Consider the following 23881-nt stretch of genomic DNA (forward strand, 5'->3'; position numbering starts at 1 on the left):
AGCACGGGTAGAGCGCCCAGAGCGTGATCTCCGATCCGGCCACGTGGCCCCACCAGGCGGGACCTGGGGACGAACCCCAGCCTCGTCCCCACTTTCGGTTGCGTGCGACTGAGCGAACACTGTTTGGTTAGCGTTTGTTAGCCATCCGGGCCTTATGACGACCTGTCTACACAGGGGGTTTCGTGTCCGCACTCGCGCGTCGCCGGAGGCTGAAGCCGGTCCATAAGGCCGATCGGATGATGCGCAGCCTGCGCGCCCTGGAGCGCACGGCCTCGACCAGCCGCGTCCTGAACCTGCTGGCCGTCGAGGCCGAAAGCGCCCACCGGCCCGAATACGCCCAGGCGCCGCTGTTCCGGAACCGGACCCTGAACACCGCCATCGTGCTGAAGCACCGCTTGCGCAACGACGACATCTACCTGTTCGACGAAGCCCGGCCGACGGCGACCAAGATCATCATTCCGTTCGACCGCAAGGACCTGGGCCTGGGCGGCCAGTCGGTGTTCGTGGGCCAGCGCGGCTGGGCCGACCTGGTGATCGAGGCCTGCAACGCCTCGGGCGACATGAGCCGGGATCTGGCCACCCTGCGGATGATCGACGTGCTGCCGTCGCTGGATCCGTTCCTGCTGCGCGAGCACCTGCGCCGCCACGGGGTGCTGGTCGCCAACTGCTATTTCGCCCTGTCGACGGCCGACTACGAGAACATGCAGGGCTTCGTGACCCTGGAAATCTCGCGGCTGATCGAGCTGGCCTATCGCGGGGCCGGCGGCGTCGGCCGCGCCCACGCCGCGCGCCTGGTCGAGGCCCTGCTGTCGACCGATGTCGACGAACGCTTGGAGCCGCTGCGCGACACCCTGGTCATGGAGGGCGAGAGCTTCAAGGAAGGCGTCTTCAGCTGGAAGGGCTTCCTCTACTACAAATGGATGCTGACCAAGCTGTGGCCGCAACTGACCACGGTGGGCCAAGAAATCGGCCGCCTGATCGTCACCGGCAACAAGGACGCCGAGACCGCCAAGTTCGTCGACGACTCCCGCCGCCGCCTGCAGGGCGGGGTGCTGGTCGAGCGCTCGGCGATCCTGCGGACGCTGAAGGTCTATGACGATGCGTTCGAGGATCTGATCGAGAACGGCCGGCCCACGGCCTTCCGCGACTTCCTGCTGCGCGCGCCGGAGATGTTCCTGTCGCTGGGCGAGCGGGTGGGGGTGATCTCGCACATCTCCAGCTACTGGCGTTATCGCTTCCCTCACGATGAGCCGCTGACGGTCGACGTCGAGGAGGCCATCGATATCCTGATGGACTTCGAGGCCGGCCTGTCGGTTCCCTTGGGCGTGTAGGGGCTGGGCGCCGAACCAGCGCGATAAACCGACGCGGTTGATCGCCTCGCGATTATAAGTGGATTTTTACAATCTGGGTCTATTCGTCGGGGTCTAGTTTCGAGGAGGCTGTCGTCCGTGTTCGACGGTAACGTCCGCACAATCCAGCGTGTCGCCGCCAAGGTGCAGCGCGTCATGGTCGTCGATCCCAATCCGGCGACGGCGCGCCTGCTGGCCGAGCACCTGCGCCCCCTGGGCGGGGTGCAGATCTTCGCCGCGCCGTCGGCGGAGAAGGGCTACGCCATGGCCCGCGCCACCGACCCCCAGCTGATCTTCGTCGAGCACAACCAGGCCGGCGTCGACGGCCTGGCCTTCACCCGCAAGATCCGTCGCAGCGACCTGATGTGCCGCGAGGCCCCGGTGATCATGTGCACGGCCGAAGCCACCGCCGAAGCGATCTTCGGCGCCCGCGACGCCGGGGTGCACGAGTTCATGCGCAAGCCGTTCAATCTGGGCGACCTGGAGCGCCGTCTCGAAGCGGTGACCCTGAAGCCGCGCGACTGGATCGAGGCCGTGGCCTATGTCGGTCCCGACCGCCGCCGCTTCAACTCGGCCGACTACAAGGGTCCGCGCAAGCGCAAGGCCGACGGCGCCGGCACGCCCGCGGCGCGCCTGTCCCAGGCCCTGCGCATCGTCAAATCCGCCGCCACCGCGCTGGACAGCGATCCGGCCCAGGCCCGCCGCGCGCTGGTCGCCCAGGCGGTGGAGCTGCGCAAGGTCGGCGAGTTCGTCAAGGACAGCCGCCTGGTCCAGGCCGCGGCGGCGCTGGAAACCTGCATGGGCGCGGACCTGGCCGGTCCCGCGGCCCGCGTCGAACTGGTCAAGCGCATCGACGCCCTGATGGGCTTCATGGCCGGCGAGGATACGGGTCGGGCGGCCTAGGGGGGCTCCTTCCTCTCCGGGGCAGGGGGAACAACAAAAAAGGCGGCGTCCTCGCGGGCGCCGCCTTCTTCGTTTCAGGTTGTCGGTCCCCTAGAACGCCATGCGGGCGACCAGCTGGAATACCGGACCAGCCTTTTCGCGCTCGAGCTCGTACTCGTCGAAGTCGCGGGTCTGCTGGCTGGCCAGGGTGGTGAACTTGTTGAACGTCTCGCGCTTGTTGGCGTCCAGCAGGTTCGAGCCGGTCAGGCGCACGACCATGTTCTTGCCGATGCGCTTCTCGATGAAGGCTTCAAGGTCGGCGCCGTAGGTGGTGGTGACCTCCTCGCCGACGACGCGGCTGTAGGCCTCGCCCTGCTTGCGATAGGTCACGCCGAACGCGGCGCCGAAGGACGGGATGTCCTGGATGAAGCCGACGTTGAACACCGACTCGGCTTGGCTGTTGAAACGGCGCTTGCCGAACTCGTCGCTGACCTCGGAGTCGAGGTACGAGTAGTTCAGGAATACGCCCGTGTTATCCAGGCCGATGAACGACAGCGGCGTCGAAAGGTCGAACTCGATCCCGTAGACCTTGCCGTCGCCGGTGTTGCGGGCCGAATAGACCCAGGCGATGTCATCCGGCGGATCATCGGCCGAGCCGCGCACGCCGGTGTTGGTCAGCTCGATCAGGTCCTTGACGTCGCGATAGAAGACATTGACCCCGAACACGCCGTCGCGGCCCATGCGGCGCTCGTAGCCGACGTCCAGGCCCCAGGCCTTTTCCGGATCCAGGTTCGGGTTGCCGACGAAGTCGTTCGAGCCCAGCTCTTCCTCCAGCAGCACCGGCGACAGGTGCTGGAAGCTGGGACGGCGCACCGTGCGGGCGACCGAGGCGTAGATCTGGTCGGCGCCCGACAGGTTGTAGCGCACCGAGGCCGACGGCAGCAGGATCTGGTAGTCCTTGTCCGTCTTGGTCCTCAGGACGTAGTCCTCGATCGTGACGTCGGTGGTCTCGTAGCGCAGGCCCGCTTCCCACTTCACGCCGTTCGAGCGGCCCGACGCCATGATGTAGGGGTCGATGCGGGTCTGCTCCAGGCGCGCGCTGCCGACCACGCCATAGGGGCGGAAGGCGGGCGGCGAAGCGGCCGGCAGGTTATAGCGATTGCGCGGAACTTCCTGAACGTGGGCGTCGCGACGCTTGCCCTCGTACTGGACGCCGAACTCCAGGCTGGCGCTGTCGGTCAGGTCGCGCTTGTGCTCGAGCTTGGCCGAGACCTCGTCGTCGGCGATGCGGGTCTTGGCGCGGTCGCCGGTGAAGCGGTCGCCGTCCGGGAACGGGGTCGAGTCCCGCAGATATTCGGTCTCGTACTCGAACTCGTACTCGTTGTTCTCGAACGAGGCGTAGCCCAGCTTGATGCTGGTCTCACCGCCGGCCATCGGGAACTTGTACTTGCCGTTCAGCGCGTAGCTGTCCTGCTGAATGTCGACGTCGTTGTCGTTGATGCTCGACAGGTTGGCGTTGACGTTGTTGCCGGTGTTGTACTCGATCGAGTCTTCGTTCTGGTACCGGTCGGTGTGGACGTAGAAGCCGTTGACCGACAGCTGGCCGGCGCCGACCGGCACGTCGTAGGCGATGTTGAACGAACTGTCGGTGCCGTTGCGCTTGTCGGTCTGAAGTTCGTTGTTGTTCAGGGCCGCGCCCGGCTCGTCGTAGCGCAGGCTGAGTTTTTCCTTCGGATTGCGGCGGCCCTGGACGTTGGCGCCGACCAGCAAGCGGCCGGGGCCGACCTGTCCGCCCCAAACCGCGCCATAGGTCTCGCGCACGCGCTTGTCGTCGAAGTGCAGGGCGCCGACGCGGACATAGCCGCCGTCCAGCTTCATGGCGTCACGCAGCACGATATTCAGCGCGCCGGCCACGGCGTCGCCGCTGCGGTTGGCGCTGTTGCTGCGGACGATCTCGATGTGGTCGATCAGCTCGGCCGGAATGCGGTCGACGAAGAACGCCTGGTCCGAGCCGCTGCCGAACGCGCCCGAGCTGGAGCCCGAGCCGGGGACCTTCTCGCCGTTGATCAGGATCTGGGTGTAGGCCGGATCGAGGCCGCGCAGGCGCACGCCGTCCGATTCCAGCACGTCCGACAGGAACGAGACGCTGGGCACGCGCTTGAGGGCGTCGCCGACGGTCAGCGGCTCGAAGCGCTGGAAGTAGTCGAGACCATAGTCGAGAACCGGGGCGGTCGATTCGCTGCGGTTGCGATAGGCGATCTTGGCCTGGACCACGACTTCCGAAGCCAGGGTCGGCGTTTCGGCGGTGGCGATCGGCGCGTCCTCGGGCGCGGCGGCGGCGGCGACAGACGCCAGGGCCAGCGGCCCGAAGGCCGCCAGCGCGAAGAGCATGGTCTTCTTCATCAGTATCCCCTTGTTCGTCGCGCATTCTTGAGCAGCGCGCTTGGACAGCCCGGGGTCGGCATAGTTTTGGGAGGCGATGTTTCCCTGACAGTTTTGTCTCAGAATCTTGAAGGTCGCGCGGCGCGTCTGCGCTAACGCGTCCCGGCTGGTCTTCCCAGCCAGTGGCGCAGCGCCCCGTTGACCGGCCCCGGCGCCTCCATCGGCGCCATGTGGCCGGTGTTGGGAATGACTAGCAGGTGCGTGCAGCCGATCGCCGCCGCCATCGCGCGGTGGCCCTCGGCGGGGGTGATCTGGTCGTTCTCGCCGACGATGACCACCAGCGGCACGCGCAGGGCGCGCAGCGCCGCCTCGCCGTCCTCGCGCTCCAGGCTGTTCTGGCGCAGGAACACCTCGCGGCCCAGGCGCTGGGTCATGTCGACGATGCGGCCGGTCAGGTCGGCGTCGTCGAGGCGCGAGGCGTCGACATAGCTCTTCATGATCGCCTGGCCGACGCCCAGGAACGTCCCGCCCTTGGCGGCGGCCTTGTTCAGCGCCCGGCGCTGCGCCGCGCGCTCGGGCGTGTCGACGCGGATCGAGGTGTCCAGCAGGGCCAGCCGCTCGATGCGCTCGGGCGCGATCCGGGCGATCTCCTGGGCCACGTAGCCGCCCATCGAGAACCCGGCCAGGGCGAAGCGCGGCTCGGCCTTCTCCAGCACGCTCTGCGCCATCTCGCGGATCGTGGCGTAGGGCGTCAGGTCGGGAACCCAGATCCGCGCGACATCAGCCAGGCCGCTGATCTGGTCGCGCCACAGCTCGGAGTCGTTCAGCAGACCGGGCAGCAGGATCAACTGGGGGAGGGGAGCGGTCGTGTCGGTCATTGCCGTGCTCATAGCACCATAAAAAGCTCGGGCATTCCCGTCCGGAGATGGGGGAGCGCACCGATACAAGCAAAGCCGGCCGCAGACGTCCGATAGCAGACCTGCCCATCGTCTGTTCGGGGTGGATTGCGGTCGTCCCAACACACGGGTGCCAAACGCTGAAGACCAAACCTACGGAAGGGGTGGAAATTGGATATTGCCGATGTCGATTTCCCGCCAGCGCCCCCAACGATCACGGCCCGCAAGCAGCGTGCAGATCATCGAAAACAAGCCAGAGACGACGAAGACACCGGCGACGCAGCCGATCGCGATCAGCCAAGTTCGGAGAGAGGTGTACTCCGAAAGCGGGAACGTGAAGGCGATGCCGATCGCCATGAAGAATGCGCCGACCAGTCCGAGCGTGATAAAATTCCGCAGCATGTCGCCTCCGCGAGGCTAGCTTGTCCTTAGCAGCTTCAAGCAGCAAGGGCGTCTAGGAGTCCGCAATGGGTTGAAATTCGCCGCCGGCGCTCTGCCGGCCGCCGGACCTTCAGGACCGTGGCGCAACGAAAAAGGGGCGCTCAGCGAGCGCCCCTTTCCATCTCACTGACGTGAGCTCAAGCTTTTACGCATCCACCATGTTCTTGGCGATGGCCGCCTCGCGCATGGTCTTCTGCAGCTTCTCGAACGCCCGGACCTCGATCTGGCGGACCCGTTCGCGGCTGACGCCGTACTGGGCGGCCAGTTCTTCCAGGGTGGTCGGGTCGTCCTTCAGCCGGCGCTCGGTCAGGATGTGACGCTCGCGGTCGGTCAGCTCGACCATCGCCTCTTCCAGAAGCGACATCCGCAACGACTTCTCCTCGTTCTCGGCGACGACGGTCTCTTGCGACACCTGGTCGTCGTCGGCCAGCCAGTCCTGCCACTCGCTTTCGCCGTCCGCGCGCAACGGCGCGTTCAGCGAGGCGTCGGGGCCCGACAGGCGGCGGTTCATCGAGATGACCTCGCTGTCCAGCACGCCCAGCTTGGTGGCGATGGCGCTGACCTGCTCGGGGCGCAGATCGCCTTCCTGGAAGGCGGCGATCTGGCTCTTGGCCTTGCGCAGGTTGAAGAACAGCTTCTTCTGCGCGGCGGTCGTGCCCATCTTCACCAGCGACCACGAGCGCAGGATGTATTCCTGGATCGAGGCGCGGATCCACCACATGGCGTAGGTGGCCAGGCGGAAGCCCTTGTCGGGCTCGAACTTCTTGACGGCCTGCATCAGGCCGACATTGCCTTCCGAGATCACCTCGCCGATCGGCAGGCCGTAGCCGCGATAGCCCATGGCGATCTTGGCCACGAGACGCAGGTGCGACGTGACCATCTTGTGGGCGGCTTCGGAGTCCTGATGCTCTTTCCAGCGCTGGGCGAGCATGAACTCCTCGTCCTTGGGCAGCATCGGGAACTTGCGGATTTCGGTGAGGTATCGCGACAGGCCGCCGTCCGGCGACATCACCGATAGAGAATTCACGGCCATGGTTTTCATATCCCCTTGCGTGCGGATCCGCTCGCCAATCGCGCGCGATCATCCCCCACACGAGGGACTAGATAGTTCGCGAAGCGGCGGTTGGAAGAGTGGTAACGCATTTGTAATGTCCGAGTTGCCCGCTGGGATATTGTACGAATGCGGCGTCACTTTGATCGGGCGCGCGATTGCGCCAATCTCCGTCCATCGAGAGGGGAGTCGCGCCGCATGTTCCGTTTCATCTTCCGCATCCTGATCGCCGCCGCCGGCCTGTGGCTGGCCGCGCGGATCGTGCCTGGCGTCACGGCCGATGGCTGGAAGACCCTGCTGATCGCCGGCTTGCTGCTGGGGATCGTCAACGCCGTGGTCCGGCCGGTGGTCACCGTCCTGACCTTCCCGCTGACCCTCCTGACCCTGGGCCTGTTCCTGCTGGTGGTGAACGCGGCGATGATCGGGCTGGTGGCCTGGTTCCTGGACGGCCTGGCGGTGAACGGCCTGTGGGCCGGGGTGCAGGCCGCCGTGGTGACGGGGATCGTCAGCTGGGTCGGCCAGGTGCTGCTCGGGGACGCCACGAGGGAATAGGCCGTCAGGGTGGGCGGGCACGGTAAACACGCCCGCAAACACTGTGACGCCGCCATGAAGTTTTCGCGAAATAACCCCGTTCAAGCGGGGCCATTAGCAGGTCGTTAGCCGAGGAAATGGTCCTTCCCTCCGCGAGTGGAGGCGTAACCATGTTCACCCTGCGGGATACCGTTTCTTCCCTGAAACCCGCGCTTCAGGACGATCTCGGCAAGGCCCTGTACGAGCGGTTCCGCGAGGAGCCCGACACCCTGATCGTGCCCGTCGTCGACGCCGACGACCGCCCCATCGGCCTGGTCGAACGCAACGCCTTCTTCCTGCGCATGGCCGCCGAGTATGGCCGCGCCCTGTACGCCAACCGTCCGATCTCGACGCTGATGGACAGCGAGCCGCTGGTCGTCGACGCCGACACGGCCCTGGCCGAGTTCACCACCGACAGCCTGTCCTACCGCGCCTCGGACCTGCTGCGCGGCTTCATCGTCACCGAGGGCGGCCGCTATCTGGGCGTCGGCACGGTGCTGGGCCTGCTGCAGGCGGCCAACGAGACCAACCGCCGGGGCGTGGCCGAGCTGGCCGCCGCCAAGGCCGATGTCGAGCGCGCCCAGACCTTCATGACCGCCATCGTTGAGGCCATGCCCTCGATGGTCTTCGTCAAGCGCGCCGACGATCACCGCTACGTCCTGCTGAACCGCGCCGGCGAGAAGATGCTGGGCCGGCCCCGCGCCGAGGTGATCGGCAAGACCGACGCCGACTTCCACGACGCCGAACTGGCGGCGCTCTATGTCGAGCGCGACCGCGAGGTCCTGGAGTCGGGCGAGGTTCGCGTGATCGAGGAAGACCACGTGCCGCGCAAGGATGGCGGCATGGCCATCCTGCGCACCAAGAAGATCGCCCTGCACAACGCCGAGGGGCAGGCCGAATACCTGCTGGGCGTCTCTGAGGACATCGCCGAGCGCAAGCGGGCCGAGGCCCAGATCGCCCGCCTGGCCCACTATGATCCGCTGACCGAGCTGCCCAACCGCGTGCTGTTTCAGCGGCACCTGTCGGAGGCCCTGGCCCGCCGCGCCCGCAAGGGCGACCAGCTGGCCGTGCACTTCATCGACCTGGATCGATTCAAGACCGTCAACGACACCCTGGGTCACCCGCTGGGCGACGAGCTGCTGCGCGTCGCCGCCGAGCGGCTGCGCGGCTGCGTGCGCGAAGGCGACACCGTGGCCCGCCTGGGCGGCGACGAGTTCGCGGTGGTCCAGGCCGGCCTGTCCGACATGACCGGCGCCACGCGCCTGGCCGAGCGCATCGTCGAGGCGATGTCGGCGCCGTTCGACCTGCAGGGCCACCAGGTGGTGATCGGCGCCAGCGTCGGCGTCGCCGCCGCGCCCTCGGACGGCGAGGACGCCGACGAACTGCTGAAGAAAGCCGACATGGCCCTCTATCGCGCCAAGGCCGACGGTCGCGGCGCCTTCCACTTCTTCGAGCGCGCCATGGACGAGCAGCTGCAGGCCCGCCGCGCGCTCGAGCTGGACCTGCGCCGGGCCCTGACGGCCGGCGAGTTCGAGCTCTACTACCAGCCGCTGTACAATCTGGGCGACGAGCGGGTGACGGGCTGCGAGGCCTTGCTGCGCTGGCGCCATCCCGAGCGGGGCATGGTCTCGCCGGCCGACTTCATCCCGCTGGCCGAGGAGATCGGCCTGATCGTCCCGCTGGGCGACTGGGTGCTGCGCACGGCCTGCGCGGAAGCGGCCCGATGGCCCGATCACGTGCGTCTGGCGGTGAACCTGTCGCCGGCCCAGTTCCGCGACCGGGGCCTGGTGCGCACTGTCGTCTCGGCGATCGCGGCCTCGGGCCTGCCGGCCCAGCGCCTGGAGCTGGAGATCACCGAGTCGGTGCTGCTGCAGGACAGCGCCGCCAACATGTCGATGCTGCACGACCTGAAAGCCCTGGGCGTGCGGATCTCGATGGACGACTTCGGCACGGGCTACAGCTCGCTCAGCTATCTGCGCAGCTTCCCGTTCGACAAGATCAAGATCGACCAGACCTTCGTGCGCGACATCCTGGAAGACAGCGACGCCATGGCCATCATCAAGGCCGTGCTGGACCTCGGCTCGTCCATGGGCATCGTCACCACGGCCGAGGGCGTCGAGACCCTGGAACAGCTGAACGCCCTTCGAGGCCAGGGCTGCGCCGAGATCCAAGGTTATTTCATCAGCCGCCCGGCCCCGGCCAGTGAGATCGCCCAGCTGCTGGGGATCACCGAGACGAGCGCCAGCGCGGCGGCGGCGGAGGTCGTGGCTTTCGCTCAGGCCGAAGCGGCGCCAAAGATCCTCCCCCGCGATGCCGGGGAGGCAGCCCGGAGGGCCGGAGGGGGCTAGCTGGAGCCCCTGCCGCATTAGCCCCCTCAGTCGCTCCGCGACAGCTCCCCCGCGCGCGGGGGAGCATCTACTTAGGCCACCCGCGCCAGCGCCGCGCCCAGGTCTTCCACCATCTCCGGCGTCGTCGCCCACGAGCACATGAAGCGCACGGTCCCGTCCAGGAAGCGATAGACGAACCAGCCTTCGCCGCGCAGGCGCTCCAGGGTGGGGTCGTCCATCTCGACGAAGACGCCGTTGGCCTCGACCGGGTGCTTGATCGAAAACGGCATCAACTCGGCCAGCTTGCGGGCCATGGCGTTGGCGTGAGCGGCGCGCGCGGCCCAGGGACCGGTTGACCCGTCCTCGCCCAGCAGGCCCAGCCACGGGGCGGCCAGGAAGCGGCCCTTGGAGACCAGCTGGCCGGCGTGCTTCAGGCGGGCGTCCAGGCGACGGGCGTGATCGGGGTTGAGGAACACCACGGCCTCGGTCGGGGTCGAGCCGGCCTTGGTGCCGCCCATCACCAGGATATCGACGCCCATCCTGGCCACGCTCTTCAGGTCGAAGCCGGCGGCCACGGCGTTGGCCAGGCGGGCGCCGTCCAGGTGGACGCCGTAGCCCTTGGCCTTCACCGGCGCGATCAGCGCGCGCAGATGGTCTTCGGAATAGACCGTGCCGTATTCGGTGGCGGTGGTCAGGGACAGGGCGTTGGCGGGCTGGTTGTACGAGACCTCGGGCCGCGCCAGGGCCGCCTCGAGACCCGCCAGCGCGATCTTGCCCGAGGCGCCGGGCAGGCCGATCAGCCCGCCGCCCTGGCTGAAGAAGCCCGGCGCGCCGGTCTCGTCGGTGCAGATGTGAGCGTGCTGGTGGGCCAGCACCGCTTCGTGCGGGGCGGCCAGCAGGGTCAGGGCGAAGGCGTTGGCCGCTGTGCCCGAGGCCGTGAACCGGACCTCGGCGTCGGCGTCCAGCAGGGCGCGGATGCGGTCGCCTGCGGCCTTGCTGACATGGTCTGTCCCATAGCCCGAGGCCGTTCCGGCGTTGGCGGCGATCAGGGCCTCCATGACCTCGGGCATGGCGCCGGCGACGTTGTCAGAGGCGAAATCGTAGCGGGGGCTTGTCATGCCCTCTGGATAGAGGCGCGCGCGGGTTCCGGGCAAGCGGAACCCGCGCGGGCGATCGACCTACTGGGCCGCCGCCAAGGCCTGGTTCAGGTCGGCCAGGATGTCGTCGATATGCTCCAGGCCGATCGACAGGCGCACATAGCCGTCGGACACCCCCGTCGCGGCCTGCTCCTCGGCGCTGAGCTGCGAGTGGGTGGTCGAGGCCGGGTGGATCGCCAGGCTGCGCGCGTCGCCGATATTGGCCACGTGGTAGAACAGTTTCAGCGCGTCGATGAACTTGCGGCCCGCCTCGCGGCCCCCCGCCAGCTCGAAGCCGACCAGGCCGCCGTGGCCGCCCGACAGATAGCGGTCGGCGCGCTCGCGCTGGAGGCCGGTCTGGACGCTGGGGTGGATCACGCGCGTCACGCCCGGCGTCTGGGAAAGCGCCTGGGCCACGGCGGCGGCGTTCTGGCTATGGCGGGCGATGCGCAGCGGCAGGGTCTCCAGCCCTTGCAGGATCTGGAAGGCGTTGAACGGCGAAAGCGCCGCGCCCAGGTCGCGCAGCAGCACCGTGCGGGCGCGCAGGACATAGGCGATCGGACCCAGCGGCTTGGCGGCCTCCGACCACACCGCGCCGTGATAGCTGGGGTCGGGCGTGTTCAGGGTCGGGCTGCGCTCGGGATGGGCCGTCCAGTCGAAATTGCCGCCGTCGATGATGACGCCGCCGATCGAGGTGCCGTGGCCGCCGATATATTTGGTGGTCGAATAGACGACGATCGCCGCGCCATGCTCCAGCGGTCGGGCCAGCAGCGGGGCGGCGGTGTTGTCGACGATCAGGGGGACGCCCAGCTCGCGGCCGATCTGCGCCACCTCGGCGATCGGGAAGACGGTCAGTTTCGGATTGGGCAGGGTCTCGGCGTAGTAGGCGCGGGTGCGTTCGTCGGTGGCGCGGGCGAAGGCTTGCGGGTCCTGCGGATCGACGAAGCGAACCTCGATCCCCTGGTCGCGCAGGGTGTTGGCGAACAGGTTCCAGGTGCCGCCATAGAGGTCCGTCGAGCTGACAATATTGTCGCCGGTCCGGGCCAGGTTCTGGATCGCCAGGGCCGAGGCCGCCTGGCCCGAAGCGACGGCCAGGGCCGCGGCGCCGCCTTCAAGAGCCGCCAGCCGCTGCTCCAGGATGTCGGTCGTGGGGTTGCCCAGGCGGGTGTAGATGTTGCCCAGCTTGCGCAGGGCGAACAGGTCGGCCGCGTGCTCGGCGCTTTCGAACTGGTACGAGGTTGTCTGGTAGATCGGCGGCGCCACGGCCCCCGTGGCGGGATCGGCGCGCCAGCCGGCGTGCAGGGCCAGGGTCTCGGGGTGGAGCTTGCGGTCGGACATCGGCGTTTCCTCGTACTTGTAATCCAGGCGACGACGGGCGCGACCTTAGCCGCGCGGGAACGGGCGATAAGGTCCAATATTCTCGCCGACGGGTCAGAAAATCTTCAGGTCGCGCGCGCCCAGGCGCGCACATCGTCGACGAACAGCTCAGGCTCCTCCATCGCCGCGAAGTGGCCGCCGCGCGGCTGTTCGGTCCAGCGGACGATGTTGTAGGCCCGGTCGGCCCACGAGCGGGGCGGGGGCTTGTAGATGCTCTCGCCAGGGAAGTTGGCGAAGGCGGTTGGGGTCTCGCAGCGCTGCCCTTCGGCCAGGACGGGGCCGCCTTCCTCCAGCATGGCCCGGTAGTACCAGGCGCCGGTCGTGAAGCTGCCGGTCATCACATAGATCATCAGGTTGGTCAGCAGCTGGTCGCGCGTGAACACCCGCTCGAAAGGCTTCTGCGACAGGTCGGCCCAGTCGTGGAAACGCTCGAGGATCCAGGCCGCCTGGCCGACGGGGTTGCTGGCGCCGAGCCAGGCGACGGACTGCGGCTTGCTGGCCTGCAGGCGGAAATAGGCGCCCCAGAGATCCATCTGGGCGCCGAAGCCGGTGATCCAGGCGATCTCCTCGGGGGTCGTGGGCGGGCCGGCTGGGCGCAGGCCGATCATGTTCAGGTGGATGGCCTTCACATGCGCGGCGTGGTCCAGACCCAGCCACGAGGTGACGAGGCCGCCCCAGTCGCCGCCCTGGGCCAGATAGGTCGGATAGCCGAGGACATCGGTCATCAGCGTGTCGAAGATCCGCGCCGTCGCCCGCTGGCCCAGCGGCCGCTTGGGCTTTCCGGAGAAGCCGAAGCCCGGCAGCGACGGGATCACCAGGTCGAACGCATCGGCCGGGTCGCCGCCGTGGCGCGAGGGGAAGGCCAGGAGCGCGATGGCGTCCCAGAACTCGAAGTGCGACCCCGGCCAGCCGTGGCTGATCAGCAGCGGCCGCTTGCCCTTCGCCTCCCCGACCACATGGACGAAGTGGATGTCGAGATCCTCGATCGTCGCGGTGAACTGCGGGAAGCGGTTGAGATTGGCCAGGGCCGCCGCGACGTCGAAGCCCTCGGTCCAGTAGGCGCAAAGGTCTCGCAGGAAATCGGCGTCGCAGCCATAGCCCCAGCCGCCGCCCTCCGGCGCCGGCGGAAACTCATAGGCGCGAACCTGGGCGAGGACCTTGTCGATCTGCGCCGGGGTCCAGTTCACCTCGAACGGCGTCATGGCGGCCTCCCTGTTTTAAGGCAGGGTCAGGCGGGTGACGCGGGGGAGGTCAATGTCCGTTTTAGGCGGGCGCCAGGAACTTCATCCGCACCTTCGGCCACAGCATGTTCACCGCCAGGCCCGTCAGCACCAGCGCCGCGGCGATCAGCTTCCAGGCCGGCAGGCCCTCGCCCAGCACCAGGGCGGAGGCGCTCATGCCGAACACCGGGACCAGCAGGGCCATCGGGGTCACGGTGGCGGCCGGGTGCCGCGCCAGCAGCCAGCCCCAGGCGGCGTAGCCGAACATGGTGTTGCCCACGGCCTGCCAGGCCACGGCGAGCCAGGTCGACAGGCCCGCGCCGGTCACGCCCTTGACGATGGCCGGCCAGCCTTCCAGCCACAGCGACATGAGAAACAGCGGCGGGATCGAGAACAGGCTGGCCCAGACGACATAGCCCAGCATGTTCACCGGCCCGGCCTGGCGCGCGACGATGTTGCCGCCCGACCAGCTGAGCGCGGCCAAGAGGCCCAGCATCACGCCCAGCGGCGTGGCCGCCCCGCCGCCGTGGGCGGCGATCACCACGATGCCGGCGATGGCCAGCGCCAGGGCCGCGACCTGGAAGCCCTGGATCCGCTCCTTGCTGATCCACATGGCCATGCCGATGGTGAAGAACACCTGGGTCTGCAGGATCAGCGAGGCCAGGCCCGGCGAGATGTGGCCCTTCATGGCCACGAACAGCAGGCCGAACTGGCCCGCGCCGATCAGCAGGCCATAGGCCGCCAGATTCGCCCAGGACACCGCCGGCCGCTTGACGATGAACACCATCGGAACCAGCACCATGCAGAAGCGCAAGGTCGCGAACAGCAGCGGCGGCAGGTGGTTCAGGCCGATGCGGATGACCACGAAATTGGTGCCCCACACCGCCACCACGGCCAGGGCCAGCAGGAAGTGGCGCAAGGGCAGGGGCGTCGTGGTCATGGCGGTTCCATCGGGCGAGGGATGGCTTGGATTGCCCCCTGGCCGCCGTCGGGGCAACGGAAACATTGTTCTGGTGACAATGCGCGGCGCGCCTTCGCCCCTAGGTCCTGGGCTCGGTTTCACCGCGCGGGACTATGCACGGAGAGACAAACGCTCGTTTGACGCCTTCTCCGCCGCCGCCTAGCCTCGATCGGAAACCGAGGGAGAGAACGCCATGGGCTGGGACCTGCTGGTCGCCAAAGACAACCTGCGCCGCGCCGAGGTCCGCGACGCCGCGCCCGCGCCGCTGAACGACGGCGAGGTCCGCCTGGCGATCGAGAGCTTCGCCCTGACGGCCAACAACATCACCTACGCCGTGTTCGGCGAGGCGATGAAATACTGGGACTTCTTCCCGGCGCCGGAGGGTTTCGGCCGCGTGCCGGTCTGGGGCCACGCCCGGGCCGAGGCCTCGAACCACCCGGACATCGCGGTCGGCCAGCGGTTCTACGGCTATTGGCCGATGTCGACGCACCTGACCGTGCTGGCCAAGCCGGGCAAGACCGGCTTCACCGACGTCGCGCCGCATCGCGCGCATCTGGCGGTGGTCTACAACCAGTACCAGGCGGTCGGAGAAGACGACGGCCTGGAGGCGCACAAGGCGTTGCTGCAGCCGTTGTTCATCACCGCGTTCCTGATCGACGACCAGCTCGACGAGAATGACTTCTACGGCGCGACGAGCGTGATCCTCTCCAGCGCCTCGTCCAAGACGGCGATTGGCCTGGCGGCGCTGCTGAAGCGGCGCGGCGGGGTGAAGGTCGTGGGCCTGACCTCGCCCCGCAACAAGGCCTTCGTCGAGGGGCTGGGGTTCTACGATCAGGTCGTGCTGTACGACGACATGGCGACGGCGGCGATCGACGGACCGGCGGCGTTCGTCGACTTCGCGGGCGACGCGGCGGTGCTGGCGAGCGTTCACAACCGGTTCGCCGACGACCTGAAGGCCTCGATCCTGGTCGGCGGCACCCACTGGGAGGCGCCCAAGTCCGAGAACAGCGGCGGAAGCGCCCTGCCTGGCCCGGCGCCGGCGTTCTTCTTCGCGCCGAGCCGCATCGCCAAGCGGCGCCAGGACTGGGCGCCGGGCGAGTTCGAGCGACGCTACGGCGCGGCGTGGAGCGGCTTCGTGGCCGACGCGCCGCGATGGTTGAAAGTGGAGACCGGGCAGGGCCCCGAGGCCGTTCAGGCCGCGTACCTGGCGCAGGTGGACGGCGGGACGCCGGCGGACGTGGGCGTGGTGCTGCGGCCCTAGGAGGCGCGTGGGTCTCTCCTCCCCATTAGGGGGAGGTGGATCGATGCGAATACGCATCGAGACGGAGGGGGTCCGCGAAGCGGTGGCGCGCTCGCCGCGGCTGCCCCCTCCACCGCCATTCGGCGGTCCCCCTCCCCCAAGAGGGGGAGGAAAGTGACTTTCAGGCCGCGACCCGTCCCTCATCCTCCAGGCTCACGCCCAGCCGCGCCCGCAACGCCAGCGCGCCTTCGGCCGTCACCCGCACCGCCCGTCCCTTGGCCTCCAGCGCCAGCCAGCCGTGCGCCGTCATCGTCTCCAGCAGTTTGACCCCGAGCGGCCCGGCCAGGTGATGCCGCCGCTCGGTCCAGTCCAGGCATTGGCGGGCGACGCCGCGCGGCGAGCGCAGGGTCTCGACCGCGACGCCCAGGTCCTCGAACCAGCGTCGCCCTTCGGCCGTGACGTCGTAGAGTTTCCCATCCGCCGGTCGGATCAGGTCGCGGTCGACCAGCGCTTCGCACACCCTCACCCCCAGCCGTCCGGCCAGATGGCCGTAGCAGCACCGCGCGTCGCGCAGCGCCCTAGCCTTCGGCGAGCGCGGGATCTCCAGGGAGCGAACGGGCGCGGCCAGCGCCGACAGCGCCTCGATCGCGTGGGCCACCTCCGCGCTGGCCAGGCGGTAGTAGCGATGACGCCCCTCGCGCTCGACCGCCAGCAGGCCGCCGTCGACCAGCTTGGCGAGGTGGTTGCTGGCCGCCTGGGCGGTGACCCCGGCGGCCCAGGCCAGGGCGCTGGCGGGCTGGGCGCGACCGTCCTGCAAGGCCTGCAGCATGGCCGCACGGGTCGGGTCGCCGATCAGGGCGGCGGGGGAAGCGATATTGGCGTCCATGACCGGCATCCTAGACCGATCGCCGCCGGAATGGTTCATCGACGCGTGTAGCAATCGCGCGCCGGACCAGGGCATGACGCAGGCCATGAGCACCAAGCCTTCCCGCCTCGGCTGGATCACCGCCGCCGCCAGCTTCGGCTTCCTGGTCACCCAGCTGGACGTGACCATCGTCAATGTCGCGCTGGACGCCATCGGCAAGGCCTTCGACGCCCCGACCGCGCAGCTGCAATGGGTGGTCGACGCCTATGTGCTGGCCCTGGCGGCGATGCTGCTGTCGGCTGGCGCGATCGGCGACCGGGTCGGACCCAAGCGGGCGTTCATGGCGGGGCTGGCGCTGTTCGGCCTCGCCTCGGCCGCCTGCGGCGTCGCGGGGAGCCCGCTGGCGCTGATCCTGGCCCGGGTGGCGCAAGGCGCGGCCGGGGCGCTGCTGATCCCGCCGTCCCTGGCCCTGATCGCCCACGCCGCGCATGGCGACGATCGGGCGCGCGTTACGGCCGTTGGCTGGTGGACCGCCGCCGGCGGGGTGTCGATCGCCGCCGGCCCGGTGCTGGGCGGCCTGCTGGTCGAGGCGGTCGGCTGGCGCTGGGTGTTCTTCGTCAACCTGCCGCTCTGCGCGGCCGGGGCGATGCTGACCCTGCTCGTCGCCCCCACGACGCCGCCCAGGCCGAAGGTCCCGTTCGACATCCCCGGCCAGGCCCTGGCCGTCGCCGCCGTCACCCTGCTGGTCGGCGGGCTGATCGAGGGCGGACATCGAGGATGGAACGGCTGGCCGCTGCTCGCCCTGGTCTCCGGCCTGCTGCTGGCCGCCGCCTTCGTGTGGGTCGAGCGCCATGCCTCGCACCCGGCCATGCCGCTGGCGGCGTTCCGCAAGCGCCCGGCCTGGACGGCGGTGGTGGTCGGCTCGGCCCTGAACTTCACCTATTACGGGCTGATCTTCGTGCTGGGCCTCTACATGCTGCGCGCCCTGCACTGGGCGCCGGGCAAGGCCGGGATCGCCTTCCTGCCGCTGACGGCGACCTTCGTGCTGTCGAATCTGGTCAGCGGCGGGCTCGTGGCGCGGCTGGGCGCCAGGACGGTGACCGCAGGCGGCGTGCTGATCGCCGCGTGCGGCTACGCCCTGACCGCCCGGCTGGGACCCGATAGCGGCCTGTTGGAGATGATGCCCGGCTTCGCCCTGATCCCCGGCGGCATGGGCCTGGCGATCCCGGCCCTGACCAGCGGCCTGCTGGCCAGCGTCGACCGACACGACGCCGGCGCGGCCTCGGGAACGCTCAACGCCTGCCGCCAGGTCGGCGGCGCGGCCGGGGTGGCGATCTTCGGGGCGCTGGCCGGGACGGACGTGGCGGCGGGGCTGCGGATGTCGGGCGTCAGCGCGGCGGTGATCCTGGTCGGGGCGGCGGCGGTGATCCTTCTGCCCGCGCGAAGGGCCTAGAGCCTGTCCCGTTAGATGGAACCATCTAAACGGGATAAACAGGCTCTAAAATCAGCTATCTAGCGCCAAGCAAAACGCCCGCCCCGGTCTCCCAGGGCGGGCGTTTCAAGGCTCAGGCTTCGTCTCGTCTTACACCAGCGAGCCGTGGCACTGCTTGAACTTCTTGCCCGAGCCGCAGGGGCAGGGGGCGTTGCGGTTGGTGCGCTCCCACTCTTCCGGCAGGGACGAGATCGGCAGGGCCTGGCGCTGTTGCGGCGACAGGCCGTCGGGGATCGCGCCGGCGACGGCGGCGTTCTCGCCGGTCAGCGGGTCCAGGTGGACCTCGACCAGGTTTTCCAGCGACGACTGCGGGACTTCCGGCTCGGCATAGGCAATCTCGACCGTCATCAGCCAGCGGGTGGTGTTGGTGCGCAGATCGCCCAGCAGCTTCTCGAACAGCGAGAAGGCCTCGGTCTTGTATTCGTTCAGCGGATCGCGCTGGCCATAGCCGCGCAGGCCGATGACGTTGCGCAGGTGGTCCAGGTGCATCAGGTGCTCGCGCCACTGCAGATCGATCATCTGCAGCAGGAAGTTCTTCTCGACCGAGCGCATCTGCTCGGGCGTGATGATCACCTCGCGCTGGGCGGCGTAGTCGTCGGCGGCCTTGACGAGGCGTTGCTTGATCTCCTCGTCGGCGATGCCTTCCTCGGCGGCCCACGCCTCGATCGGCAGGTCCAGGCCCAGGATCGACTGGACCCGTTCCTTCAGGCCCTCGATGTCCCACTGTTCGGCATAGGCCTTGGGCGGCAGGTGACGGGCCACCAGGTCGTCGATCGTGTCGTGACGCATCTCGACGATGATGTCCGAGAGGTCGTCGCTCTCCATGAACTCCTGGCGCTGCTCGAACACGGCCTTGCGCTGGTCGTTGACGACGTCGTCGTACTTCAGGAGGTTCTTGCGGATCTCGTAGTTGCGCTGCTCGACGCGCTTTTGCGCCGTGGCGATGGCGTTGTTCAGCCACTTGTGGGTGATGGCCTCGCCTTCCTGGACGCCGAAGGTGCGCATGATCGCGTCCAGACGCTCGCCGGCGAAGATGCGCAGCAGGTCGTCCTCGCAGGACAGGAAGAACTTCGACCGGCCCGGGTCGCCCTGACGGCCGGTGCGGCCGCGCAGCTGGTTGTCGATGCGGCGGCTTTCGTGGCGCTCGGTGCCCAGCACGAACAGGCCGCCGGCGGCCAGCGCCTTGGCCTTTGCGTCGGCGATCTCGGCCTCGAGGCGGGCGCGCTCGGCGACCTCGTCCTCGTGGGTGATCTCCAGGCCCATGCCCTTCTGCTGCTGGCGCCAGTTGAACAGGCGCATGTCGATGTTGCCGCCCAGCTGGATGTCGGTGCCGCGGCCGGCCATGTTGGTGGCGATGGTCACCGCGCCGGGCACGCCCGCGTCGGCGACGATCACGGCTTCCTGCTCGTGGAAGCGGGCGTTCAGCACCTGGTGCGGGATGCCCTTCTGCTTCTTGCCGTTGTTCTCGAACGAGAAGCTGGACAGCAGCTTGGACAGCTCTTCCGACTTCTCGATCGAGACGGTGCCGACCAGGATCGGCTGGCCGCGCACGTGGCAGTCGGCGATCTGCTTGAGGATGGCCTCGTTCTTCTCGCGCTCGGTGCGATAGACCTCGTCATCGTCGTCGATGCGCTGGACCGGCCGGTTGGTCGGGATTTCGCTGACGCCCATCTTGTAGATGTCGTCGAACTCCTGGGCCTCGGTCGAGGCCGTGCCGGTCATGCCCGACAGCTTCTTGTAGAGGCGGAAGTAGTTCTGGATGGTCACCGAGGCCAGGGTCTGGTTCTCGGGCTGGATGTCGGCGCCTTCCTTGGCCTCGATGGCCTGGTGCAGGCCTTCCGACAGGCGGCGGCCGGTCATCATGCGGCCGGTGAACTCGTCGATCAGGATCACCTCGCCGCCCTTGACGATGTAGTCCTTGTCACGCGTGTACAGCACGTTGGCGCGCAGGGCCTGGTTGACGTGGTGCACCACCGAGACGTTGGCCGCGTCGTAGAGGCCCGCCGAGTCCTCGGCCAGGTGGCCGCCCGACATCAGCATCTCCTCGATCTTCTCCTGGCCGTCCTCGGTCAGGATGACCTGCTTCTGCTTCTCGTCGTGGTCGTACGTACCCTTGTCCAGGATCAGCTGCTTCACCAGCACGTCGATCGTCTTGTAGAACTCGCTGCGGTCCTCGGTCGGGCCCGAGATGATCAGCGGCGTGCGGGCTTCGTCGATCAGGATCGAGTCCACTTCGTCGACGATGACGAAGTTGTGGCCGCGCTGGACCATTTCCTCGACGCTGTAGACGAGGTTGTCGCGCAGGTAGTCGAAGCCGAATTCGTTGTTGGTGCCGTAGGTGATGTCGCTGCGATAGGCGCGCTGGCGCTCGCCCTGGGAGAGGCCGTTGACGATCACGCCGTAGCTGAGGCCCAGGAAATTGTAGATCTGGCCCATCCAGTCGGCGTCGCGGCGGGCCAGGTAGTCGTTGACGGTGATGACGTGGACGCCCTTGCCTTCCAGGGCGTTCAGATAGGTCGGCAGGGTGGCGACCAGGGTCTTGCCCTCGCCCGTGCGCATTTCCGAGATGCCCGAGAAGTGCAGCACCATGCCGCCGACCAGCTGCACGTCGAAGTGGCGCATGCCCAGCACGCGCTTGGACGCCTCGCGAACGACCGCGAAGGCCTCGTTCAGGATGTCGTCGAGGGTCTGGCCCTTCTCGAGGCGCGCCTTGAACTCGGCCGTCTTGGCCTTCAGGGCCTCGTCGGACAGGGCGGCGTATTCGGCCTCGTAGGCGTTGATCTTCGCCACGCGCGCGGTCAGCGTCTTGACCTTGCGTTCGTTGGAAGAGCCGAAGAGCTTTTTGGCGAGACCAAGCATGCGGGGGGAATCCGGTGGGACGGTTTGACGAGGAGGCCGGCGCTAAGGCTGTGCGGCCTCGACTACGGAAGATGAAGTCGCGCTGGAGCAACGGATAAAATCCGCTATTCCGGTGCGGCCGGAGACTTAAGCACCGGTCATCTTGGTGTCAACGCGAAGACCCTGTCGCAAGTAAGGCTTCCGGGCCCCTTAGTGGCCGTCCCGCCTCGGTTTTCGGGGGCTCGAACGCTTTCCACGCCGAAGCCGTTTCCTCTTGGCGAAAAACCGCGCTAGAGCGGCTTCAGCAAAGCCGGAGATCTTGGCCTTGAACAGCACTCTACGCCGCGTCGGTATGATCAGCGCCATCGCCTGCGCCTTGCTGCTGGCCGCCTGCGGCCAGAACAAGGTCGCCGACAAGCCGCCGGAGCCTGGCGACACCGCGGTGGCGCGCGTCAACGGCCAGGTGATCTGGGCGTCCGACGTCAAGCGCGAGGCCGTGGCCCAGGGACTGATCAGCGAGGGCGAGCCGCTGGACATCTCCAGCGAGGTCTTCCGCCAGCGCCTCGACGAGGTGATCGACCAGAAGCTGCTGGCCGCCGAGGCCTCCAAGCGCAAGATCGACAAGGATCCGGTGGCCCAGCGCCGCCTGGCCGCCGCCCGCGAGCGAATCCTGGGCGACATGCTGGTCGAGGGCGTGGTGGAAAAGGCCGTCACCGAGGACGCCATCCGCAAGCTCTACGCCGAGCAGCAGAAGCTTTCGAAACGCTCGGAAGAGATCCGCGCCCGCCAGATCATCGTCGGCAGCCAGGCCGAAGCCGACAGCATCAAGAAGCTGCTGGCCTCCGGCGCTTCGTTCGACGCCTTGGCCATGGAGCGCTCCACCGACCAGGCGACCCGTTTCAACGGCGGCGACCTGGGCTACTTCACCCTGGACGTGATGCCCGAGCCCTATGGCGTGGCCCTGAAGGACGCCCAGAAGGGCGCGCTGGTCGGTCCGTTCGCGGCCGAGGGCGGCTGGGTCATCGTCAAGGTCGAGGACAAGCGCACCGAGGAGCCGATCACGCTGGAGGCCGCCCGTCCGCAGATCGTGCGCTTCCTGACCTATGACCAGGTGCGCGACATTCTCGAGAAGCTGCGCGGCTCGGCCAAGGTCGAGATGCTGATCGGCAAGCCCCAGGACGTCTCCGGCGCGACCGGCGCCCAGGAGCCGGCCTCGGCGCCGGCGGAGCTGCAGGGCGGGGCCCCGGCCTCGGCCCCGCCGCCCGCCCAACCTGTCCAACCCGCCAAGAAGTAAGAGCGGCCCACATGACCAAGACCCCTCAGAAGGCCGGCAAGACTTCGGGCAAGACCACCGCCGCGAAGGCCCCCGAGGCCGCGTCGGGTTCGGCCAATCCGGTGGCCGCCGCCGGCGCTGCGATCGAGCGCGCCCTGGTCGATCCGCTGACCTCGGCCCTGAAGCGCGCCGGCCTGCGCCGCGCCCAGAAGTCGGCCGGCGAGGATCTCGCCAGCCCGACCGCCCCGGTCCCCGCCAAGACCGCGCCCGCCAAGCCCGTCTCCGGGGGCGCGGGCAAGCCCGGCCTGGCGATCTCGCCCCTGGCCGTGCCGTTCCCGGTCATCCCGCCGATCCCCGGCGTCGAGATCGCCACCGGCCGCGCCGGCTTCTACAAGCACGAGCGCGAGGACCTGCTTCTGATGCGCTTCGCCGAGGGCACCTCGGCGGCGGGGGTGTTCACGCGCCACGGCGTCGGCTCGGCCCCGGTCGACTGGTGCAAGCGCCAGCTGGCCGCCACGGGCGGCGCGGACGTCCGCGCCCTGGTGGTCAACGCCGGCTGCGCCAACAGCTTCACCGGCCGTCCCGGCGCCGACGCGGTGCGCCGCGTGGCCACGGCCGTCGGCAAGCGCCTGGACTGCCGCCAGCGCGACGTGATGATGGCCTCGACCGGCGTCATCGGCGTCATCCTCGACGACAGCAAGATCACCGCCCGCCTGCCGGAGGTCGAAGCCCGCCTGAAGGCCGACGCCTGGGCCGAGGCCGGCCGGGCGATCATGACCACCGACACCTTCCCGAAAGGCGCCTACGCCACGGCGCTGATCGACGGCGTGGAAGTGAAGATCGCCGGCATCGCCAAGGGCTCGGGCATGATCGCGCCCGACATGGCCACCATGCTGGCCTTCGTGGCCACCGACGCGGCCATCGCGCCGGCGGCGCTGCAGACCCTGGTCAGCCTCTATACCCGCACGACCTTCAACTGCGTGACGGTGGACGGCGACCGCTCGACCAACGACACCCTGCTGCTGTTCGCCACCGGCCAGTCGGGCGCGCCCAAGATCAGCCGTCCGGGCGACAAGCGCCTGGCCGACTTCCGCGAGAAGCTGGAAGGCGTGCTGCTGGATCTGGCCCTGCAGCTGGTCAAGGACGGCGAGGGCGCCACCAAGTTCGTCAAGATCACCGTCAACGGCGCCGAGAGCCCGGCCAGCGCCCGCAAGATCGCCCGCACCATCGCCGAGAGCCCGCTGGTCAAGACCGCCTTCGCCGGCGAGGACGCCAACTGGGGCCGCATCGTCATGGCCGTCGGCCGCGCCGACGAGCCGGTCGCCCGCGAGAAGATCAGCGTCAAGTTCGGCGACCTCTACGCCGCTCGCGACGGCCTGGTGTCGGCCGAATACGACGAGGCCAAGATGAGCGCCTACGTCAAGAACCAGGAATTCGAGGTCAGCGTCGACGTCGGCGTCGGCAAGGGCTCGTCCACGGTCTGGACCTGCGACCTGACCAAGCAATACGTCGCGATCAACGGCGATTACCGGAGCTAGGGCTCACGCCCAAATTCCAGACCCTTGTCATCCCGGCCGCAGC

20 protein-coding genes are annotated in these 23881 nt (G+C 68.4%); 8 read left to right on the plus strand and 12 right to left on the minus strand.

What is annotated here, in order from left to right:
- Positions 1-236: 236 nt before the first annotated feature.
- Together EIK80_RS05345 and EIK80_RS05350 are read left to right on the plus strand one after the other, a co-directional pair.
- Entirely contained in the window at positions 237-1331 is a 1095-nt protein-coding gene (locus EIK80_RS05345; RefSeq protein ID WP_125156612.1) for a hypothetical protein, read from the plus strand.
- A gap of 174 nt (positions 1332-1505) precedes the next feature.
- Complete coding sequence (locus EIK80_RS05350; protein WP_125156613.1) at positions 1506-2252, plus strand: response regulator; 747 nt, start codon at positions 1506-1508, stop codon at positions 2250-2252.
- A gap of 90 nt (positions 2253-2342) precedes the next feature.
- Here EIK80_RS05350 and EIK80_RS05355 read toward each other — a convergent pair whose 3' ends face one another.
- The 5 genes from EIK80_RS05355 to EIK80_RS05375 all read right to left on the minus strand — a co-directional run bounded on the left by EIK80_RS05355 (position 2343) and on the right by EIK80_RS05375 (position 7093).
- Positions 2343-4634, minus strand: a complete 2292-nt coding sequence (locus tag EIK80_RS05355) for a TonB-dependent siderophore receptor (protein WP_233586448.1) — start codon at positions 4632-4634, stop codon at positions 2343-2345.
- Between the two features lie 131 nt (positions 4635-4765).
- A complete protein-coding gene (locus tag EIK80_RS05360) occupies positions 4766-5491 on the minus strand; it encodes an alpha/beta fold hydrolase (protein ID WP_125155959.1) in 726 nt (241 codons plus the stop codon).
- Between the two features lie 171 nt (positions 5492-5662).
- Entirely contained in the window at positions 5663-5911 is a 249-nt protein-coding gene (locus EIK80_RS05365; protein ID WP_125155960.1) for a hypothetical protein, read from the minus strand.
- 184 nt (positions 5912-6095) lie between these two features.
- Positions 6096-6992, minus strand: a complete 897-nt coding sequence (rpoH, locus tag EIK80_RS05370) for an RNA polymerase sigma factor RpoH (RefSeq protein ID WP_125155961.1) — start codon at positions 6990-6992, stop codon at positions 6096-6098.
- The gene (locus EIK80_RS05375) at positions 6989-7093 is read right to left on the minus strand and encodes a hypothetical protein (RefSeq protein ID WP_125155962.1); all 105 of its coding nucleotides are present in this window, start codon (positions 7091-7093) and stop codon (positions 6989-6991) included. Before EIK80_RS05375 ends, rpoH begins: the two co-directional genes overlap by 4 nt.
- 106 nt (positions 7094-7199) lie before the next feature.
- Between EIK80_RS05375 and EIK80_RS05380 the strand changes: the two genes are divergently transcribed.
- Together EIK80_RS05380 and EIK80_RS05385 are read left to right on the plus strand one after the other, a co-directional pair.
- A complete protein-coding gene (locus EIK80_RS05380) occupies positions 7200-7553 on the plus strand; it encodes a phage holin family protein (RefSeq protein WP_125155963.1) in 354 nt (117 codons plus the stop codon).
- Between the two features lie 149 nt (positions 7554-7702).
- Positions 7703-9919 (plus strand): EAL domain-containing protein, encoded by a 2217-nt coding sequence (locus EIK80_RS05385; protein WP_199743391.1) that lies wholly within the window; start codon positions 7703-7705, stop codon positions 9917-9919.
- 71 nt (positions 9920-9990) lie between these two features.
- Here the strand turns inward: EIK80_RS05385 and EIK80_RS05390 are convergent, their stop codons facing one another.
- From EIK80_RS05390 to EIK80_RS05405, 4 genes are all read right to left on the minus strand, one after another.
- Complete coding sequence (locus EIK80_RS05390; protein WP_125155964.1) at positions 9991-11016, minus strand: low specificity L-threonine aldolase; 1026 nt, start codon at positions 11014-11016, stop codon at positions 9991-9993.
- A 60-nt stretch (positions 11017-11076) separates the two neighbouring features.
- Entirely contained in the window at positions 11077-12372 is a 1296-nt protein-coding gene (locus tag EIK80_RS05395) for an O-acetylhomoserine aminocarboxypropyltransferase/cysteine synthase family protein (protein WP_125155965.1), read from the minus strand.
- Positions 12373-12476: 104 nt separating this feature from the next.
- A complete protein-coding gene (locus EIK80_RS05400) occupies positions 12477-13613 on the minus strand; it encodes an epoxide hydrolase family protein (protein WP_125155966.1) in 1137 nt (378 codons plus the stop codon).
- Between the two features lie 61 nt (positions 13614-13674).
- Positions 13675-14637 carry an EamA family transporter gene (locus tag EIK80_RS05405; protein ID WP_199743392.1) on the minus strand — a complete coding sequence of 321 codons (963 nt, stop codon included), beginning with the start codon at positions 14635-14637 and terminating at the stop codon, positions 13675-13677.
- A gap of 148 nt (positions 14638-14785) precedes the next feature.
- On the opposite strand from EIK80_RS05405, the gene EIK80_RS05410 reads away from it, so the two are divergent.
- Positions 14786-15853, plus strand: coding sequence for a DUF2855 family protein (locus tag EIK80_RS05410; RefSeq protein ID WP_125155968.1), 1068 nt, complete (start codon positions 14786-14788; stop codon positions 15851-15853).
- Here EIK80_RS05410 and EIK80_RS26620 read toward each other — a convergent pair.
- Both EIK80_RS26620 and EIK80_RS05415 read right to left on the minus strand, forming a co-directional pair.
- Entirely contained in the window at positions 15850-16017 is a 168-nt protein-coding gene (locus tag EIK80_RS26620; RefSeq protein ID WP_233586501.1) for a hypothetical protein, read from the minus strand. The two genes, EIK80_RS05410 and EIK80_RS26620, sit on opposite strands and share 4 nt — an antisense overlap.
- On the minus strand, positions 16014-16718 hold the full coding sequence (locus tag EIK80_RS05415) for a helix-turn-helix transcriptional regulator (RefSeq protein WP_125155969.1): 705 nt from the start codon (positions 16716-16718) through the stop codon (positions 16014-16016). Before EIK80_RS05415 ends, EIK80_RS26620 begins: the two co-directional genes overlap by 4 nt.
- Positions 16719-16791: 73 nt before the next feature.
- Here EIK80_RS05415 and EIK80_RS05420 point away from each other — a divergent pair, with 73 nt between their 5' ends.
- Positions 16792-18150, plus strand: coding sequence for an MFS transporter (locus EIK80_RS05420; protein ID WP_125156615.1), 1359 nt, complete (start codon positions 16792-16794; stop codon positions 18148-18150).
- A gap of 129 nt (positions 18151-18279) precedes the next feature.
- Here EIK80_RS05420 and secA read toward each other — a convergent pair whose 3' ends face one another.
- Positions 18280-21048 carry a preprotein translocase subunit SecA gene (gene secA, locus EIK80_RS05425; protein WP_125155970.1) on the minus strand — a complete coding sequence of 923 codons (2769 nt, stop codon included), beginning with the start codon at positions 21046-21048 and terminating at the stop codon, positions 18280-18282.
- A gap of 331 nt (positions 21049-21379) precedes the next feature.
- On the opposite strand from secA, the gene EIK80_RS05430 reads away from it, so the two are divergent.
- Together EIK80_RS05430 and argJ are read left to right on the plus strand one after the other, a co-directional pair.
- A complete protein-coding gene (locus EIK80_RS05430; RefSeq protein WP_370450208.1) occupies positions 21380-22321 on the plus strand; it encodes a peptidyl-prolyl cis-trans isomerase in 942 nt (313 codons plus the stop codon).
- An 11-nt stretch (positions 22322-22332) separates the two neighbouring features.
- Positions 22333-23838 (plus strand): bifunctional glutamate N-acetyltransferase/amino-acid acetyltransferase ArgJ, encoded by a 1506-nt coding sequence (argJ, locus tag EIK80_RS05435; RefSeq protein WP_199743393.1) that lies wholly within the window; start codon positions 22333-22335, stop codon positions 23836-23838.
- Positions 23839-23881: the final 43 nt, after the last annotated feature.

It is taken from the genome of Caulobacter sp. 602-1, from assembly GCF_003931565.1.
Taxonomy (GTDB): Bacteria; Pseudomonadota; Alphaproteobacteria; order Caulobacterales; family Caulobacteraceae; genus Caulobacter.